Raw genomic sequence first — 17693 nt, 5'->3', positions numbered from 1 at the left:
GCGCTGGACTAGACGCTGATATCTCGATCGTGGCTCGGTACCAACGGGATTGCCGCGGCGGGGAAGGCGGCGACTATCGCAAACGCGATGGGATACCCGACCACACCGATGAGTGCGCCGACCACCGGCCCCACGGCGGATGCGGCAATGAATTGTCCGGTGTTCTGAGCGCCCAACGCTTTTCCCTGCCAGGTAGGCCCGGCCGCTTCGGCGACGGACGTGAACGCCAAGCCGTTGTCCGCGACACTGACAGTGGTGGCGATCAGCAGCACCAGCGCTGGGATTCCCCACGGGGCGGCGTCGGCGGCAGCCATGGCCAGCATGACAACGGCGGCAGACATCGACACCAGGCGAAGCGGGCCGACGCGACTGCCCGCGCGGTCACTCCACATCCCGACGACGATGCGTCCCAGCGCCCCGACGAACTGCGACGCTCCGATGAGCAGGCCTGCCGGGGCGGCCTCCCAGTGTTGTTCGTTGATCAGCCAGACCAGTCCGAATGTCGACAGTGTGAACTGCGGAAACACCAGGAGAGCTGACGCAAGGTGGATACGCCACAGGAAGGAGTTCGAACGGTAGGGGTTGGCGGCCGCGGCGGGTGCCTGTGCGGTGGTGACGGGCCGCGGGGGATTGACCAGGACAAGTGCACAGACCACTGCGAGTGCGCCGTTGAGAATCACGGACAGCGCAACCGCCGAACCGATTCCCGAGTGCGCAGCCAGTGTCGGAACGGTGACCGACGCGATGGTGACGCCCAAGGGTTGGGACATCTGCCGGATGCCCATCGCCAATCCGCGGCGGTCCTTGGGAAACCAGCCGACAACCACGCGTCCGCTGGCGGCATTGGTGCTGGCGGCCGACATGCCGCCGAACAGGAACGCCATACCGAGCAACGCGTAATTGTCGGTGGTGGTGGCAGCCAGGGCCGCAACGGCGGTCAAGGCAAGTCCGATCGAGATGACCCACTTTTCACCGAATCTGTCGGCCAGTGCTCCCCAGGCCACGAGCGTGAGGACCATACCGAAAGTGGGCGCTGCAGCCAGAGTTCCGGCCTGCGCCAGTGAGAGACCGTGCTCGGAATGCAGGAGTGGGATCAGGAAGGCGGGAGTGCTGACGAAGACGGTTCCGGCGGCTTGGGCGGCAACACCGAGGGCAAGCATCGTCCATGCCCGCGGTGTGACTACCGATTTTTCCAACCGTGACGCCTCAGTCATGGTGAGCCTCCCAATTCTTCTTTGGTTGAGGGCTCCGACGCTACTCCGGCTGTTTCACATGCTGAAACTGTAATCCCAAAATGTGGTCATTGCTCGTGGTCGGCAGTGGGGAGGCGAACAGTGAAGACCGTGTGTCCGTCCACTTGGTCGACGCCGATGGTGCCGCCGTGCAAGTGGATGTTCTCGACTGCGAGGGAGAGTCCCAACCCGCTGCCCTCGCTGCGTCCTCGTGCGGTGTCTACCTTGTAGAACCGGCGAAAGATTGCCTGCCGGTCCTGGGGCAAGATGCCCGGTCCGTGATCGACGACGGCGATGACGGCGTAATCGGGTTCGGCGCTGAGTTCGACGCGTACCGGGGGTGAACCGTGCCGCAGTGCGTTGCCGACGAGGTTGGCGACGACTATGTCGATCCGACGCGAATCCACTCTGCTGCTGATGCTTTCGGGCGCGTCGAGCTCGACGGTTTCGGTCCAGCCGCGGCTCTCCAGCGTGCGCTCGGTCAGTTCGACGAGATCGACGTCGTCGAGGACGAGGCGTGCCTGCTGTGAGTCGTGGCGAGACATTTCGATCAGATCCTCGACGAGTCGAGTGAGTTTGCCGATCTCACTGCTCACGATGCGTGCGGCGGCACCGGCGTCGGGCGGAAGGTTGGGGATCTCTTCGCGAAGTATTTCACTGACCGGCACCAGTGCGGCCAGTGGCGTTCGCAGCTCGTGAGAGACGTCGGCGACAAACCGTCTTGCCTGCTCTTCGGATTCTTCGAGACCTTTGATCACCGCTTCGTTGCGCGCGACCATGTTGTTGAATGTTGTTGTCACCTGGGCAAGTTCGGCTACTCCGTTTTCCGGAAGGCGGACGCTGAGATCGCCGTCGGCGGCACGGGCGGCGGCCGCGTCGAGACGCTTGAGCGGACGTACCAGCGTCGACGCGATCCAGAAGCCGAGCAGACCGCTGACCAGCACGCCGGCAGCGAGGGTGAGACCGACGACTCGGAGCAGGTCGTCGAACTTGTCCTGTACCCCCACCAGTGGCCGGACGGTGACAGCTTTCACAAGTGTCTGGTTGTCGTAGCCGTCCTCCGCGGTCGTGTCCGTGACGTTGACGGACATCCCCAGCAGGATGCGCTCGGAGTCGAGTCTCTCGAAGCGGATCAGTTTTGCACTGTCCAAACCGCTGTCGAAGCTCGGCGGGATCTTCGCGGGATCGACGGATCCTTGGCGAACTACTTCACCGTCTGTGATCAGCGTCAGGTCGGATGGGAAGACCTGTGAGAGGTTGGCGGGTGTCAACCCGTCCACCGGCATGCCGTCGAGGGACTGTAGCTCGTCGCGAAATTGTGCCGTTGCCACGTCCTGAGCATTGGAATAGATCCACGACCGCGCCATGAGCGATACCGCGCCGGCTGTTCCTCCGGCGATGATGAGGACGATTGCGATGAACACCAGCACGAGCCGGGTCCGCAGGCCGTCGACGCGCAGCCAGGCCGGTCTCATCGACCTGAGCCGGTGTTGAAGCGATATCCGAAGCCGCGCACGGTTTCGATGACTGTCGGTACGGCCGGGTCGTCCTCGATCTTTCCACGCAGTCGCTGCACCGCTGCGTCGACGATTCGGGAATCGCCCAGGTACTCCTGGTCCCAGGCTGCGGACAACAACTGTCGACGACTGAGAACCTGTCCGGGATTCTCGGTCAGTGCCAGGATCAGCCGGAGCTCGGTCGGGGTCAGGGTCAGCAGCGTTCCGCCCTTGCGGACCTGCAATGACGATCGATCCAGTTCCAAGTCGCCGAATGTCTCTGCCGCCGGTACTGCATCTGTTCGCGTCGTTGCGGGCGCTGACCGACGCACGACGGCTTTGATGCGAGCGTCGAGGACACGCGGACTGGCCGGTTTGACGACGTAGTCGTCGGCGCCGGCCTCGAGGCCGGCAACGGTGTCGATGTCGTCGGATCGAGCGGTGAGAATGATGATCGGGATCGAACTACGCGTGCGGATGCGTCGACAGATCTCGTAACCGTCGGCACCCGGGAGTCCGAGGTCGAGCAGGACGAGGTCGGTGGTGGTGAGTACGTCGTCGAAATCACTGTTGCCGTCGGGGCGATGGCTGACGTTGTGCCCGAGTCGGTTCAGTCCCAACGTGATTGCCTCGGCCACGGCTGGATCGTCTTCGATGAAAAGGATATTCACCATGATTAGGGGCCTTCCGGGGTCGGAGCAATCTCGGTCAGCCCACGGTACAGGTGTCACACTTTCGAGAGCCGTTCGTTGCCGGAGTTTGCCAGTACCGCGTGCCGTGCGGCGGTGGTGTTCAACGGAAATGCCGACACGGCGAGGGTGTAGCAACCGACGAGGAGTAGTGCACCCAGCACGTCACTCGGCCGGTGCCATTGCAACACGACTACCGAGATCGCGGTCCCGATGGTGATCAGCGCGCCGTTGACGGCGACGACGCCCCGCCACCTGGCCGGTGTGACGAGCACTATCGCGCAGACCAGAGCAGTGATGGCGGTGAGAGTCCCGCTGGGGAAGGAATTATGCATGACAAGACCGTTCAGGTCTGGTCGATCCAGCGACTGTTTGAGAACCCAGGCCGTCGTGATGGGGCCGAGGGTCACGACCGCGACGCGCAGTGCCAGCGCAATCGGGTTGTTGCGCAACGTGATCATGAGTACCACGAGCACTCCTCCCACTATCAGGATCGGGGTGAGCAGGCCGATGAACTCAGTGGAGAACACGCCGAGGACTTCAGACGTGGCCGCGCCCACCATGAGTTGTTGATCGACGATCTGGCCACCGGCAGTGTTGACCGCCAATTCGAATTCGATTACTCCGAGGATCAAGAGTGCCAGTGCGGCAAACAGTCTCGCTGGTTTGACTCGTGTCATGGTCAGCCTTCCGCTCTTTCGTCCGAAGGGTTGTTGCGTTGGGGCGGGCATTCCCCACCAGGAGTGGTCGCCAGTTCGAAATGCCACATCTCGTTTGCATAGGTCTGGCAGAGGCCGTAATCGCTGCCGTGCTGGATAAGCCAGTCGTCGGCATCCGTCGGTCCGATGTCTACTGCCTGTCCGCTGACATGCTTGGACAGACTCGGGGGGTGCACCCACTTGGACGCTTCGTCCACGCTGCCGTACTTGGCTACGGCTTCGTCGAACAGTCGCTGTTGGTATGCGGCTGATCGCCAACCCGACGTGACATGCATGTCCACCCCGGATAACCGCGCATCCGCTGCGGCCATCTGCAGCGCCGCGAGAAGTGCGGAATCGAGGCGGGCCAGCGCGGGCATATGGGTGTCCGCCACATTGAGGCCGTCCTCGATCTCGCCGCCTGAGGGTCCTGAATCAGGTTGAGTGGCAAGGTAGTGATCGCTCTTGGGTGTGGCCGCCTCGGTGTACGAACACGCGCTGAGCATGAGCGCCCCGAGTGCGACTGCCCCGAGTGCGACTGCTCGGTGTGCGACGGGGCAGATGATTCCGCGGTGGCTGGGCATAGTGCAGAGACTGCTCGGTCAGTGTCACCAGGAGGTCGTCACTGTTCGTCGACGGTGTCACGGTCTGCAACAGCTCTGTAACAGGACGGAACGAGCCTGGTGGGGCGTGCGCTAAGCGGGTCGGGGAACGGATGCAAATGTGGACAGTTCGAACCACGAAGGCAAACTGCGACGCAGGGCTTCCGGGCCGGAAATGGTGACCTCACCTGATCGAATGGCGTCGGACCACGTGAGGTCGCCGCGCCAGATCTCGGTCAACGGCCTGAGCCCGGCAGATACGGACACGGTGACCTCGAAACCCGGGTCGAGGTCACAGACGTCGACCTCGTCGGAGTTGATGACCAGCCACCAGTTTCGTGACTGCCGATCGATTTCGGAAAAGACGAAGTGCACCACTGTTTTTCCGTCGGGCACAGCGGAGTGATCCACCCGTCGATGCATGTCCCACAGCAGGAGTTTGGGATCGAGATCCTGGTCGCCGAGTTCGCCGATCCAGCGGGTGCCCCAGATCCCCAGGGCCTCGACGACGGGGCGGAGTTCGCGTCCGGCGTCGGTGAGGCGGTACGTGACAACACCGTCGGTGTTGTCTCGGTAGGTGATTCCGGCGGCAGTGAGTTGGTGCAGACGTTTGGACAGCAACGTCGGAGACATGCGGGGAAGGCCGCGTCGCAGGTCGTTGAAATGGGTACTTCCCATCATGAGTTCGCGCAGGACCAGGAGCGTCCAGCGCTCGTCGAGTAGCTCCATCGCCTTGGCGACGGGGCAGAACTGGCGGTACGACGACCCCACTTGTCAATCGTAGGCCGATGGGTGGGGCTGGTACAGATCCAGTACTGGATCGGTGACACTCGATGGTCGTAACGTCGAGGTCAGAGTGGAAATCGGTACTGCGAAAATTGATGGAGGAGAACGATAATGACTGAAGCAGCGGAGTTGGATCGAGCCCTCAAATCCAAGCACCGGGTGATGTGGGGGTTGGGCAATTATCCTGCGGTGGCAACGGAGGTCATCCCGGAACTCGGGCCGGTTGTGGCGGCGGCAGGCGGCGTGCGCGCCGGTGATCGGGTTCTCGACATCGCGGCAGGTTCCGGCAATGTGGCTATTCCTGCGGCGGCACTCGGCGCGCAGGTGGTGGCAACGGACTTGACTCCCGAATTATTCGATGCGGGAAGGAAGATGGCAGCCGACGCGGATGTCGAACTCGAGTGGCGGGAGGCTGATGCCGAGGATCTACCGTTTGAAGACGGTGAGTTCGACGTGGTGCTCTCGTGCGTCGGCGTCATGTTTGCGCCGCATCATCAGCGGGCAGCGGACGAGCTTGTTCGAGTGTGTAAGGAAGGTGGCAGGATCGCTGTACTGAGCTGGACACCAACAGGTTTCATCGGCGAGATGTTCAAAGCCATGAAACCGTACGCACCTGCACCACCTCCTGGTTCGCAGCCACCGCCGTTGTGGGGTGAGGAGAGTCATGTTCGTGAGCTGTTCGGTGACCGAGTTTGCGACCTGACTGCGCGTCGAGAAGTGCTGCAGGTGAGCAGGTTCCGCGATCCGGAAGACTTCCGCGACTTCTTCAAGGAGAATTACGGACCGACCATCGCCGTCTACCGCAATATTGCCGGCGACGACGCCAAGGTGGAGGCCCTCGACCGGGATCTCGTCGACTTGGCTCGCAAGTACAGCGCAGGAGGAGATTCCAGCGCCGGAGGGGATTCTCCGGGCATGGACTGGGAGTATCTACTCGTCACCGGTGTCAGGAGTACGTCATGACAAGCATTGATATTGCGCCGTTGAGATCGTCCGTCACCGGCCCGGTTTTCGGCCCGGAAGATTCGGGTTACGACGACGCGCGGGCCATCTGGAACGGCTCGATCGATCACCGCCCGGCTGGGATCGCCAGGTGCCTTTCGCCGTCGGATGTGGCTGCGGCACTGGGTTATGCCAGAGAACATGACTTGGAGGTGTCCGTCAGAGGTGGTGGACATTCGTATCGTGGGGCCTCGGTGTGTGAGGGCGGTCTGATGATCGATCTCAGTGCACTGAACAACGTCACTGTTGATCCGTCGGCGCGTAGGGCGCGCGTAGGCGGCGGGGCGACGTTGGCGAACCTGGACGCCGCGACGCAGGAACACGGCCTGGCTGTGACAGGTGGGGTGATCAGCGATACAGGTGTGGGCGGTCTGACACTCGGCGGCGGCATGGGGTGGCTGACGCGAACGCTCGGATTGTCGATCGACAATCTGGCGTCGGCGGAGGTTGTGCTTGCAGACGGTGAGGTCGTGCGCGCGTCGGAAGAGAACCATCCCGATTTGTTCTGGGCGTTGCGAGGCGGGGGAGGCAATTTCGGTGTGGTGACCGAGTTCGAGTACCGGCTGAGCGCGATCGGGCCGGAAGTGCATCTCGGGTTCTTCTTCTGGGGGATGGACGACGGACCGGATGCGCTGCGTCTGTGCCGCGACGTGGTGCCGGCTCTGCCCCGCAACACCGGTGCGTTGATTGCCTCGAGCCTGTCCGCGCCGCCCGCGGCGTTTGTGCCGGAGCAGTTCCACTTTCATCCCGGATATGCCTTGCTGGTGGCAGGTTTCGGTTCCGCCGAGGAGCATGCGCAGGTGATTGCGCCCATCAGGGAAGGGTTGCCGCCGCTGTTCGAGTTCGTCACGCCGCTCCCGTACACGGGGCTGCAGTCGATGCTCGACGATGCCGAACCGTGGGGTGCGTACGCGTACGAGAAAGCTCTGGACCTAGGGGATCTCTCCGATGACGTGATCGGTGTTCTGACCGAACACGCGGTGAAGAAGTCGTCACCGATGTCGTTCATCCCGATCTTTCCGCTGCAGGGTGCGTTTACCGCCGTCGGCGACGACGATACGGCGTTCGGTGGTTCCCGCGCCCCGCACTACGTGTGCAACATGACGGCCACGGCAACGGATGCCGGGACTCTGGATCTGGATCGAACGTGGGTGCGCAATATCTGGGAAGCGTTGCGTCCCTTGTCGACCAATCCCGGTGGCTACGTCAATTTCATGACCGACGTCGACGAAGAGCGGGTTCGCAGTTCGTACGGATCCGGCAAGTATGCACGCCTGTCCAGGATCAAGGCACAGTACGATCCGCACAACCTGTTTCATCTCAACGCCAACATCAGGCCGGCTGCGTCGGCGCTGAAGTAGCAAATATTTAAACCGTGAACACCAGTACAAGCACGATCAGTATGGCCGCGATGATGATCGCCACCATCGCGGTCATGGCCAGTGGCGCCCAGGCGACCACTTTGTCCCGGGTGCTCGCGTCGGCGGGGCCGGTGGGTATCCGAGGGGGCCACGAGAACAGGTCGAGCGGGCTGGGGACAGAGCCGAGTGGCGTATTCTGTTGCACTGCAGGCAATCCGGTGACCGTGGGGCCCACCAGGCGATTGCGTCGGTGCGGGTCGGGGAGTTGGGTGGTGCGGTGCGCCCACGCCGGAACCGCTCCGTCGGACGAGAACACGGGGATGTCGATCAACTGATCGACGGAACCGCCCCCGGTTGCTACCGCGGCGAGTGCGTCGCGGGCCTGGGCCATGGTGGGCCGACGCGTCGGGTCCGGTTCGAGAAGTTGGAGCAGCACGTCCGTGAGCGGTCCGGATTTGGTGGGACGGTAGATCTCGGCTTTGGCGACTCGGTGCAGCAATGCAATTGCGTCGGAGTCGATTCCGAAGGGTGGTTGGCCTTCGATCACGGTGAAGAGGGTCGAGCCGAGGGAGAAGACGTCGCTCGCTTCGGTGGGATCGTCGCCGCGGGCCACTTCGGGGGCGAAGTATGCGGGGGTGCCGGTGATGACTTCGTCTTGACGGTCCGATCCGTCGCCCTTGGCGCGCGCGATTCCGAAGTCGCTGATCTTGACGATGCCCAGGGAGTCGCCGCGATCGGCAATAAGAATGTTGCCCGGTTTGATGTCTCGATGCACAATTCCGGCAGCGTGCGACTCTGCGAGTGCTGCGGCGATCTGAGCGCCGATCTGAGCAACTTCGAGGGGTGGCAGAGTGTCGGCGAGGTTCATGGCCTGCGCGAGGCTGCGGGATGGGAAGTACTCCATGACCAGCCACGGTTCGCCGGCTTCGAGAGCGACGTCGTACATGCCGATGGAATGCGGGTGCGAGAGTTTGGCGGCGTTGCGGCCTTCACGAAGTGTCCGAGCGCGGATCTCCTCGGCGCTCTCGTTGTCGAGTCCGGCGGTGGTTGTGACCTGTTTCACCGCGACATCACGGCTGAGAAGGGTATCGCGGGCCAGCCAGACGGCGCCCATGCCGCCGCCGCCGATTTTGGATCGGAGTCGGTACCGCCCTGCCAGCAGGTATTCAGGGCCGATGCCCCTCCCTGTCTGCTCTCGAGATGTCACCACTCCAGGTTAGAGGATTGATACGGGTGTGACCCTCGAGGTTTGTGTGAACTTCGGACTTTTGTCGCTGCTTGACGGGTCCTCAGGGGCAGGCTTTACTGGAAACGAATCGAAACTATGTTCGATTGTGTTGTCTGTTCGATGCGTGTCAGACCCCGACTTCCCCGTGGTTTGCCGGCTTGAAAAAGATTGCCGGAAGTATCGCAGGACGGGGATGACGAAGTGACGGTGGTAGAGAGCGTTGCCGAGGCGGCGGGCGTGTCCCGCCAGGAGCGGTTGGCGGAACTCCGCAGCCGGATGGCCTCCATCCCGGCTCGCGGTGACGGGCAGGTTGTGTCGTCGATTCCCGTCGAGGCTGCAGTAGGAGTGACCGGGGATCGGGCGGACAAGGCGGGAATCCTGCCCGTGCCGGCCGGCATCGCAGAGTTGCTGCCGCAGGGCGGGTTGGTGCGGGGAACCGTGGTGTCCGTATCCGGGGCCGCGTCGTTGCTGGTGGGGTTGGTGGCCTCGGTGACCGCGTCCGGTGGACATGTTGCCGTTGTCGGCAAGCCGCAGTTGGGAGTGTTGGCCGCGTACGAGATGGGTGCGCAGTTGGAGCGTCTTGCGTTTGTCCCGGATCCGGGGCCCGATCCGGTCGAAGTTGCCGCAGTGCTGCTCGACGGTATGGATCTGGTGATTCTGGGATTGGCGGGTGCGTCCGTGCCCCCGTCGCGGGCTCGGGCAGTGGTGGCCCGCGCCCGCAGTAAAGGTTCCACTCTTGTTGTGACGGATGGTCATTGGGATGGTGTGGAGGTGCGGCTGGAGGCGCAGGTCAACGGTTACGGCGGTTTCGGGTGCGGACGCGCGCTGGGGCGGGGACGGCTCGAATCGCTCAGCCTTGCCGTGCGTGCCCGAGGGCGCTCGTTCCAGCCGCGCACCACCCGTCTGGATATCTGCAGCGCAGCGGGACGGGTGGAATGGAAGCCTGCACTCGAGGTGGGCGCAGCTCAAGTGGTGGCCGCAGCTCAGGTGGTGGCCGCAGCTCAGGTGGTGGCACTGTGAGCAGGGTTCTGGCGCTCTGGTGTCCGGACTGGCCGGCAGTGGCGGCTGCTGCTGTAGCCGACCTTCCGGCTACTCACCCGGTTGCGGTGACGTCAGGCAACAGGGTGATCGCGTGCAGTGCGACGGCCAGATCGGAAGGAGTGCGCCGTGGGCTGCGCCGACGCGAGTCGCAGGCGCGGTGCCCGGAACTGTATGTGGCGGCGGCAGATCCGGAGCGGGATGCCCGATTGTTCGAGCCGGTTGCAGCGGCTGTCGATGCGGCTGCGCCCGGTGTGGAGGTGCTTCGTCCTGGCCTGCTGGTGTTGAGTTCACGCGGTGCCAGTCGCTATTTCGGCAGCGAGGAGGCCGCGGCAGAACGGTTGGTGGATCAGGTTGCTGCCGTGGGAGTCGAATGCCAGATCGGGGTGGCCGATCAGTTGTCGACCGCGGTGATAGCTGCACGACGAGCCGCGCTGGTACCGCTCGGCGAGGGCGCTCGGTTTCTTGCTCCGCTGCCGATGTCGGAGTTGGCGGCCGAGCCGAGTTTGTCCGCACCTCATCGCGGTGAGCTGGTGGATCTGCTGCGCCGGCTCGGGATCAGAACCATCGGCGCCTTTGCGGACTTGCCGGCCGTCGACGTGGCGTCGCGGTTCGGTACCGATGCGGTGTTGGCGCACCGGGCGGCGCGCGGTGAACCGGAACGACCACCGTCGGCCAGGGCGTTGCCACCGGATCTCGACGTGGAGCAGCATTACGATCCGCCTATCGAACGTGTGGACGCCGCGGCCTTCGCCGGGCGTGCCCTGGCGATTTTGCTGCATGGCACGTTGTCCGGCGCCGGCGTCGCTTGCACGCGATTGCTGATATCGGCGAGCACCGAAAACGGCGAGAACCTCTCTCGCACGTGGCGCTGCGCCGAGCCGCTGACGCCGGAAGGAACGGCTGATCGAGTGCGGTGGCAACTCGACGGGTGGCTTACCGGCCGCAGTGAGGACAAGCCAACCGCAGGAATTACCGTGCTGCGCCTCGAACCGGTGGAGGTGGTCAATGCCGGCGCCTTGCAATTGGGCCTCTGGGGCGGAGTGGGTGATGAGGACGAACGGGCCAAGCGAGCGTTGGTGCGAGTGCAGGGGCTCTTGGGCGGCGAGTCGGTCCAGGTGGGTGTCCTCAGTGGCGGGAGGGGGCCGTCGGAGCGAATTACATTGGTGCCCTTGGGTGATGAGCGGGTAGCAGCGCATGATCCGGGGGCTCCGTGGCCGGGGCTGCTACCTCAACCGTCACCGGGATCGGTGTACGTCGACAATCCGCGGGTGTGGCTGACAGACGCGTCGGGCAAAGCTGTGTACGTCACGGAACGCGGAGTGTTCAGCGCGCATCCGGCGAGGCTGAAGTGGGGGAGTAAGGAATGGGCGGTGCAAGGATGGGCAGGTCCGTGGCCGGTCGACGAGCGATGGTGGGATTCGGCCGCGGTGCGAACGGCGGCGCGGGCGCAGGTGCTGTTGGAACAATCACGCGCGTTGTTGATGATCTGTGAGGGTGGCGAGTGGTCGGTGGAAGGTGTGTACGAGTGAATACGGCTAATCTGGAACATCGTGAGTATCGCTAACGTGCGCAGTGCCGGTGGAATCGAGATCAGCTACCGCGATTCGGGGGCCGGTTCCGGGACTGCCGAACTGCCTCCTGTCGTCCTCGTGCACGGCATGGGCGGCGACAGCGGCACATGGGATCGGTTCGCCAGAGCATTGCGGTCCCGCGATCGACGGGTTGTCTCGGTGGACCTTCGTGGGCATGGGCGCAGTGCCCGGGCCTCGTCGTACCTGTTCGAGGAATTTGCCGCGGACATCATGGACGTCTGTGATCACTTGGAACTCGATCACGTCGACCTGGTGGGGCACTCGCTCGGCGGGCACGCCGCGTCGTTGATCGCGCAGCGGCGAACGACCGGCGTTCGCAAGCTGGTCATCGAGGAAGCGCCGCTCCCACTGCGTCCCGGCGATCCGGAGCAGGTATTTTCCCGCAAGCTGCCGAGCATGTCCGAACTGTGGCACGCAACAACAAGTTTGGTGCGCCATCCGCGGGCGGCTCTGGCCTTCGACAAGTCGATGACGGGGTCGGCGCTGACGCAGTTCCGTCAACCCGATCAACTGTGGTGGGAATCGTTGCCGCTGATCGAGGCGGACACCTTGTTCCTGCGCGGTGGCCTCGGCGGCATGGTGGATTCCGACCGGCTTCGCGAGGTCAGCGCCACGGTCAAGCGTTGTGAGGTCAGGTCATTTCGCACCGGTCACAGTGTTCATCGGGACGGCTACCGTGACTTCGAGGCCGCGGTGGTGCCTTTTATTTCGTAAACCGGGCGTCCAGATGTGTAGAGAACCCGCCGACGGTCAACTCTGTGCAGACACACTGCTCTAGCAGACACATGCTCTAGCAGACACACTGTGAGAGGACGTCATCACGTGAGCCCAGAACCCGCGAACGTCCCCCAGTGCAGTCACGGATTGCCGCGTCGGATGTTCTTGGGCGGGATGGGCGCTTTGGCTCTTGCCGGTATGACGGATATCGGGTCGGCGGGCGCCGCAGCCGCACCGTCGCGGGCAGCGCCCAGCGATTCGTTTCCCGCTCAGCCCAACATCGTGGTCATCATCACCGATCAGGAACGACGGCCGATGTACTGGCCGCAAGGGTGGGCGGAGCGGAATCTTCCTCATCGCCAACGCATTGCGCGTCACGGACTGACTTTCGATCAAGCGGTCTGCAACACGGCGATGTGTTCGCCCAGTCGGAGCACGTTCTTTACCGGGCTGTATCCCGCGCAACACGGTGTGACCAGAACCCTGACCGAGGGCGGCACCGTATCTCCCACCGAACCGCAGTTGCAGACGTCGGAGCAGAACATGGCGAAGATGCTGGCATCCGCCGGGTACAACGTCCAGTACCGGGGGAAATGGCATCTGAGCAAGGGAGCATCCGGTGGTGATCCGTCCAGTGACGACGTTGCCGCATTCGGTTTCGGCGGGTGGACACCACCTGATGCCGGACAGGACACAAACCCAGACCATTTCGGCGGCGGATGCGCCGATCACGACCGCCGCGCTGCCGAGGAAGCCGTCGAATTTCTCACCGGACCGGATGCCAAAGGGGACAAGCCTTTTGCGCTGATCGTATCGTTCGTCAATCCGCACGACGTCCTTGCATATCCCCAGTCGTGGGATGCGATGAGTGGTACGTGCGACAACTACGGGTCGGATGCGCCGGGAGCTTTCGAGCAGGGCATCGAACTCCCACCGACCTACGACGAAATCCTTGCCTTCAACTACAAACCGAGCGCTCAGGTGCAGTCGGAATTGTTGCTCGCCGCCGGACTCGGTCCATTGCTCGGACCCGATCAGGCCAGGCGATACATCAACTTCTACGCCTACATGCACAAGGTGGTGGATGAGCGCATCGGCAGTGTTCTCGACGCCTTGGAAGCCACTCCGGGGCTGCTCGACGACACCGTCATCGTGCGTATGTCCGATCACGGTGAGATGGGAATGTCGCACGGAGGCTTGCGGCAGAAGGTGTTCAACGCGTACGAGGAAACTCTGCGCGTCCCACTCGTGATCAGCAATCCGTTGTTGTTCCCGAAGCCCGTTCAGACGGACGCGTTGGCGTCGTTGATCGACGTGATGCCCACTCTGGCCAACCTCGCGCAAGTGCCGGATCGTGCGTCGTGGAACTTTCTCGGCACCGATCTCACCCCCGTGCTCGTCGATGCGGCGGCGTATCCGGACGCACCCAGCGTGCACGTTCAGGACACGATTCTCTTCACGTACGACGATCAGAACTGTGCGACGCCCGACGGTCAGAACATCGTCACGCAGCCGAACCATATTCGTTGCATTCGCGATCGTCAGTGGAAATACACGATGTACTTCGACCCGGCGGGAACTGCTGCGCCCCAATACGAACTGTACGACCTGATTGCCGATCCCCTGGAGACGAACAACCTGGCCAACCCGTTCAATTTTGCGTCCTACCAGCCCGCCAAAGCCGCCGAGATGAACGCACAACTCTTTGCCGCGATGCAGGCAAAGGGCGTTTCGCTGGCAGAGTCGAGCAATATTCCGCAAAACTGATTCACGACGGAGTTCTGCGGGCATTCCCCTCGGACATATGTCTTCGTTTCGGGAAGAAGGAATGTCATGACCGTCACCTCGCCGGGGCGAGAAGGATTCAGTTCCCTCCGATCAGGAGGGTTGAACTGGGATTGTTTTCCACTCCGATTGTTCACCAAGGGAAATGCCAAATTTTGGAACCCGGCAGACCTCGATTTTTCGAAAGATGCTCGAGACTGGCAAGAGTTGACCAGCGAGCAACAGCGCAGCGCAACGTATCTGTGCGCGCAGTTCATCGCCGGTGAAGAAGCAGTGACCGAGGACATCCAACCGTTCATGCAGGCGATGTCCGCTGAAGGCAGGTTCAGCGACGAGATGTACCTGACCCAATTCTGTTTCGAGGAAGCCAAGCACACACAGGTTTTCCGGCTCTGGATGGATGAGGTCGGACTCACCGACGACCTGCATTCCTACGTCGCCGATAATCCGGACTACCGACAACTGTTCTACGAGGAGTTGCCGGCGTCGCTGCGGATTCTCCAGACCGACCCAAGTCCGGTCAACCAAGTGCGGGCGAGCGTCACCTATAACCATGTCATCGAAGGCAGCCTTGCGCTGACGGGTTACTACGCCTGGCAGAAGGTATGTGCCACAAGGGGAATTCTGCCCGGGATGCAGCAGTTGATCAAAAAGATCGGCGACGACGAGCGGCGCCACATGGCGTGGGGAACCTTCACGTGCCGCCGACACGTGGCTGCGGACGACGCCCTGTGGGATGTAGTGCAGGCGCGCATGGGCGAGTTGATGCCGATGGCTCTCGGTCTCATCAACTGGGTCAACGATCAGTTCGAAGTCCAGCCTTTCGGTCTCGACAACCAGGAGTTTCTCGAGTACGCGGCTGATCGTGCTCAGCGACGGCTCTCGGCAATCGAGTCTGCGCGTGGGCGTGACGTGGCCGAGATCGACCTCGACTACTCACCCGAGACGCTCGAGGAGAAGTTCGGTGCCGAAGACGCGGCAGTGATGATTGAGGCCGGTAGCTAGGTCAAAAGCTAAGCCGCCCTGAAGTTTCCAGTCAATATTCAGACTTTTCCGACTGGTTTCAAGGAGCCCTCGCAATCGAACAGGATTTCGATTAGGGTGGGGGAATGTTCGATCCGGGGGTGGGGAATTTCGGTATCTCAGCAGAGCTGAGTGGTACCGAAACTGATTGCGCCCTGGTTGATTTGATGGCCCAGTTGCATTCGTGTGAAGCGATGTTGGTCGAGCGGAAACTGGCCGTGGTGGCGGAGTTCTTCACCCGTCGTAGTGCCGAGCATGTCGAGGGTGGTACGTGGACGTCGTCGGCGCACGAGTTGGCGGAATCCGAGGTCGGCGCGGTCTTGACGATGGGCCGTGCTGCGGCGGGGAAGCTCATCGGTTTGGGTTTTGCGTTGAAGACGCGGTTGCATCGCACGCGGGCGGCGATGGCCCGCGGTGAACTCGATTTCTACCGGGTCTCGTTGATCGAGTCGGCGACGGCGAATGTCGGTGACGAGTTGATCGACGAGGTCGAACGCTTGTTGCTCGAGCAGGTGTTGGCTCCACCGGTGGACGGTGGGATGGGGTTGACGGGTCGGCGGTTGACGGCGGCGATCGACCGGATTGTCGCCCGGGTCGATCCGGAGGGGATGCGGGAACGACGCCGCCGCGCGCTCGCCGATCGGTTTGTGGGGGTCAGTGCCGCCGAGGACGGGATGGCTCGCATCTTGGGCAGTATCCCGGCGGAGCAGGCTCGGGCGTTCGACGGCCGGTTGCGGGAGTTGGCGATGTCGGTGTGCCGCCACGATTCGCGAACCTATGAGCAACGCCGCGCGGATGCGTTGGGCGCGTTGGTGAGTGGTTCGACGGTGTTGGTGTGCGACTGCGACCGCGGTGATTGCCCGCAGGACCGTAGTGGTCTGGTCATTGTGCGTAGGCCGTTGGTGCATGTCGTGATGCACGAATCCACCTTCGCCGGCAGCGATACTTCCGGAAGCGACGAGGCCGCGCACCTTGACGGGTACGGGGTGATCAGCGCCGAACATGCCCGCGACATCGCAAAAGACGCCACTGTGCGGGAAGTGCGAGTACCGGAATCACCTGAGCCCGACTCGGCATCGGTGTACCGCCCCCGGGCGGCACTCGACACCTGGCTGCGGGTCATCGCGGGAAGCTGCCAATGGCCGCACTGCGATGTCCCCGCCTGGAACTGCGACCTCGACCACAACGATCCGTTCAACCACGCGGACCCTGCGAAGGGCGGGAAGACGGTTGCGTCGAATCTGAGTGCTTTCTGCCGCAACCACCACCGCCTCAAGCACTCCGGGAAGTGGAGGCTCCACCCGAATCCGGATCGGAGCATCACCCTCACCTCGCAGACAGGCCATTGCTACCGCACCAGAGATGCCGGACTACTCGCGGGGATGCAGGAACCACCGCCACCGGAAGGCGGCAAACCGCGACGCACACGACTCGAGAACAAAGCTGCCCGCATCCGAAGTGAACGCAAACACCGGCGCGTCAAGATTCAGCACCGGACGGCACAATTCTCCACACCCCGAAAGCATGTGCCTCGAAAGCACGTGCCCAGCAAGCCCGTCGACTACGGCAACGACCCACCACCGTTCTGAGTGCCTGCTGTGTTGCGGCTCAACCATGCCAAGCTGTAGTCCGCAATTTCACGCCAACCGTGATCGATGGTGAGTGAGTGACCACGGTCGTCGAATACCTTGTACTCGTTGACCGTTGGCGCTTTGTGATACATCTTGAACGAACTGTCGGTGCTGGCTTTCGGGACCGTTCGATCTTGTCCGCCACCGATCATCAGCAGCGGGCCGCGTTCGGCGTTGAAGTCGACGTGTGCGGGGCTGTGGGGATTGAAGTTGGCGAGCGCAGCCTCGAAGAGTGGTTGCCCGGGTGCCGGAATTACGTATCGCTCGTAGAGCGCGTCTGATTCACTCTTGGTGATTGCACTGGCAAAGGATTTGTGAAAGGAATCTCTGGTGTGCGAGTAGGTCTTCCGATAGTTGGCGGGATTCGACAAGACCGGGAGAACGGTACGGAGCTGAACGAGGGGAAGTTTCAGGACACCTTTTGGTTGTGCGGGGTCGATTGCTATTGCAGCGGAAGCTAATTTCTGACCCAGAAGTTTCTGTCCGATAAGCCCGCCGAAGGAATGTCCGACCACGATCGGTGGAGCATCCAAGTCGGCGATCACCTTGGCATAGTGTTCGGTGATCTCGTCGATTCCGTGTCCCGCAATGTTTTCGGGGTGTTCTCGGGATTCCCCGACGGTGGCGCCGTCGCCAGGCCAACCGGGCGACATGGTGCCGTATCCGCGTTCGGCGAAGGCCTGGGCCCAGGGGTCCCACGCGCTGGGATGCATCCACAATCCGTGGATGAAAAGTACCGTCGGTTTGGCGGCAGTGGGCATGAGGACTCCTGTGATCGATCAGTTCTGATCGTCAGGGAATGCCCATTTT

General features: G+C 62.6%; 16 protein-coding genes. 8 read left to right on the top strand and 8 right to left on the bottom strand.

The features are described 5' to 3' along the window. Positions 1 to 8: 8 nt before the first annotated feature. From EEB13_RS03945 to EEB13_RS03920, 6 genes are all read right to left on the bottom strand, one after another. Positions 9 to 1214 (bottom strand): MFS transporter, encoded by a 1206-nt coding sequence (locus tag EEB13_RS03945; RefSeq protein WP_141484665.1) that lies wholly within the window; start codon positions 1212 to 1214, stop codon positions 9 to 11. Between the two features lie 86 nt (positions 1215 to 1300). Continuing rightward, positions 1301 to 2707, bottom strand: a complete 1407-nt coding sequence (locus EEB13_RS03940) for a sensor histidine kinase (protein WP_141484664.1) — start codon at positions 2705 to 2707, stop codon at positions 1301 to 1303. Continuing rightward, positions 2704 to 3402: a response regulator transcription factor gene (locus EEB13_RS03935; RefSeq protein ID WP_045070762.1), complete on the bottom strand. Its 699-nt coding sequence runs from the start codon at positions 3400 to 3402 to the stop codon at positions 2704 to 2706. The genes EEB13_RS03940 and EEB13_RS03935 overlap by 4 nt, the downstream gene beginning before the upstream one ends. Before the next feature lie 53 nt (positions 3403 to 3455). Then, the gene (locus EEB13_RS03930) at positions 3456 to 4097 is read right to left on the bottom strand and encodes a phosphatase PAP2 family protein (RefSeq protein WP_141484663.1); all 642 of its coding nucleotides are present in this window, start codon (positions 4095 to 4097) and stop codon (positions 3456 to 3458) included. A 2-nt stretch (positions 4098 to 4099) separates the two neighbouring features. After that, positions 4100 to 4699: a M15 family metallopeptidase gene (locus EEB13_RS03925; RefSeq protein WP_141484662.1), complete on the bottom strand. Its 600-nt coding sequence runs from the start codon at positions 4697 to 4699 to the stop codon at positions 4100 to 4102. A gap of 111 nt (positions 4700 to 4810) precedes the next feature. Beyond that, a complete protein-coding gene (locus EEB13_RS03920; protein WP_045070756.1) occupies positions 4811 to 5488 on the bottom strand; it encodes a winged helix-turn-helix transcriptional regulator in 678 nt (225 codons plus the stop codon). Positions 5489 to 5614: 126 nt separating this feature from the next. Here EEB13_RS03920 and EEB13_RS03915 point away from each other — a divergent pair, with 126 nt between their 5' ends. Together EEB13_RS03915 and EEB13_RS03910 are read left to right on the top strand one after the other, a co-directional pair. After that, positions 5615 to 6466, top strand: a complete 852-nt coding sequence (locus EEB13_RS03915; protein WP_141484661.1) for a class I SAM-dependent methyltransferase — start codon at positions 5615 to 5617, stop codon at positions 6464 to 6466. Further along, the gene (locus EEB13_RS03910; protein WP_033231311.1) at positions 6463 to 7866 is read left to right on the top strand and encodes an FAD-binding oxidoreductase; all 1404 of its coding nucleotides are present in this window, start codon (positions 6463 to 6465) and stop codon (positions 7864 to 7866) included. Before EEB13_RS03915 ends, EEB13_RS03910 begins: the two co-directional genes overlap by 4 nt. A gap of 7 nt (positions 7867 to 7873) precedes the next feature. On the opposite strand, the gene EEB13_RS03905 is transcribed toward EEB13_RS03910, so the two are convergent. Beyond that, positions 7874 to 9073: a serine/threonine-protein kinase gene (locus tag EEB13_RS03905; RefSeq protein WP_092801654.1), complete on the bottom strand. Its 1200-nt coding sequence runs from the start codon at positions 9071 to 9073 to the stop codon at positions 7874 to 7876. A gap of 297 nt (positions 9074 to 9370) precedes the next feature. Between EEB13_RS03905 and EEB13_RS03900 the strand changes: the two genes are divergently transcribed. The 6 genes from EEB13_RS03900 (at position 9371) to EEB13_RS03875 (ending at position 16841) form a co-directional block, all read left to right on the top strand. Beyond that, positions 9371 to 10114 carry a hypothetical protein gene (locus EEB13_RS03900; protein ID WP_242484891.1) on the top strand — a complete coding sequence of 248 codons (744 nt, stop codon included), beginning with the start codon at positions 9371 to 9373 and terminating at the stop codon, positions 10112 to 10114. Continuing rightward, entirely contained in the window at positions 10111 to 11664 is a 1554-nt protein-coding gene (locus EEB13_RS03895; RefSeq protein WP_033231310.1) for a DNA polymerase Y family protein, read from the top strand. Before EEB13_RS03900 ends, EEB13_RS03895 begins: the two co-directional genes overlap by 4 nt. A 21-nt stretch (positions 11665 to 11685) precedes the next feature. Beyond that, a complete protein-coding gene (locus EEB13_RS03890) occupies positions 11686 to 12441 on the top strand; it encodes an alpha/beta fold hydrolase (protein WP_141484658.1) in 756 nt (251 codons plus the stop codon). Positions 12442 to 12603: 162 nt separating this feature from the next. Beyond that, positions 12604 to 14211: a sulfatase-like hydrolase/transferase gene (locus EEB13_RS03885; RefSeq protein ID WP_410055756.1), complete on the top strand. Its 1608-nt coding sequence runs from the start codon at positions 12604 to 12606 to the stop codon at positions 14209 to 14211. 66 nt (positions 14212 to 14277) lie between these two features. Further along, the gene (locus EEB13_RS03880; RefSeq protein WP_045070744.1) at positions 14278 to 15234 is read left to right on the top strand and encodes a R2-like ligand-binding oxidase; all 957 of its coding nucleotides are present in this window, start codon (positions 14278 to 14280) and stop codon (positions 15232 to 15234) included. A gap of 104 nt (positions 15235 to 15338) precedes the next feature. After that, positions 15339 to 16841: an HNH endonuclease signature motif containing protein gene (locus tag EEB13_RS03875; protein WP_141484656.1), complete on the top strand. Its 1503-nt coding sequence runs from the start codon at positions 15339 to 15341 to the stop codon at positions 16839 to 16841. Here EEB13_RS03875 and EEB13_RS03870 read toward each other — a convergent pair. Next, complete coding sequence (locus EEB13_RS03870) at positions 16814 to 17644, bottom strand: alpha/beta hydrolase (RefSeq protein WP_141484655.1); 831 nt, start codon at positions 17642 to 17644, stop codon at positions 16814 to 16816. The genes EEB13_RS03875 and EEB13_RS03870 overlap by 28 nt on opposite strands. Positions 17645 to 17693 lie beyond the last annotated feature (49 nt).

This window comes from Rhodococcus sp. WS3 (genome assembly GCF_003797085.1).
Taxonomy (GTDB): Bacteria; Actinomycetota; Actinomycetes; order Mycobacteriales; family Mycobacteriaceae; genus Rhodococcus_F; species Rhodococcus_F globerula.
Note: the sequence above shows the minus strand (reverse complement) of the source record. Positions and strands in the feature narration are given on the sequence as shown.

Coding starts and splice junctions, on each gene's coding strand:
- EEB13_RS03945 (WP_141484665.1), bottom strand. CDS start 1,214: ATGACTGAGGCGTCACGGTTGGAAAAATCGGTAGTCACACCGCGGGCA.
- EEB13_RS03940 (WP_141484664.1), bottom strand. CDS start 2,707: ATGAGACCGGCCTGGCTGCGCGTCGACGGCCTGCGGACCCGGCTCGTG.
- EEB13_RS03935 (WP_045070762.1), bottom strand. CDS start 3,402: ATGGTGAATATCCTTTTCATCGAAGACGATCCAGCCGTGGCCGAGGCA.
- EEB13_RS03930 (WP_141484663.1), bottom strand. CDS start 4,097: ATGACACGAGTCAAACCAGCGAGACTGTTTGCCGCACTGGCACTCTTG.
- EEB13_RS03925 (WP_141484662.1), bottom strand. CDS start 4,699: ATGCCCAGCCACCGCGGAATCATCTGCCCCGTCGCACACCGAGCAGTC.
- EEB13_RS03915 (WP_141484661.1), top strand. CDS start 5,615: ATGACTGAAGCAGCGGAGTTGGATCGAGCCCTCAAATCCAAGCACCGG.
- EEB13_RS03910 (WP_033231311.1), top strand. CDS start 6,463: ATGACAAGCATTGATATTGCGCCGTTGAGATCGTCCGTCACCGGCCCG.
- EEB13_RS03900 (WP_242484891.1), top strand. CDS start 9,371: ATGGCCTCCATCCCGGCTCGCGGTGACGGGCAGGTTGTGTCGTCGATT.
- EEB13_RS03885 (WP_410055756.1), top strand. CDS start 12,604: ATGTTCTTGGGCGGGATGGGCGCTTTGGCTCTTGCCGGTATGACGGAT.
- EEB13_RS03880 (WP_045070744.1), top strand. CDS start 14,278: ATGACCGTCACCTCGCCGGGGCGAGAAGGATTCAGTTCCCTCCGATCA.
- EEB13_RS03875 (WP_141484656.1), top strand. CDS start 15,339: ATGTTCGATCCGGGGGTGGGGAATTTCGGTATCTCAGCAGAGCTGAGT.
- EEB13_RS03870 (WP_141484655.1), bottom strand. CDS start 17,644: ATGCCCACTGCCGCCAAACCGACGGTACTTTTCATCCACGGATTGTGG.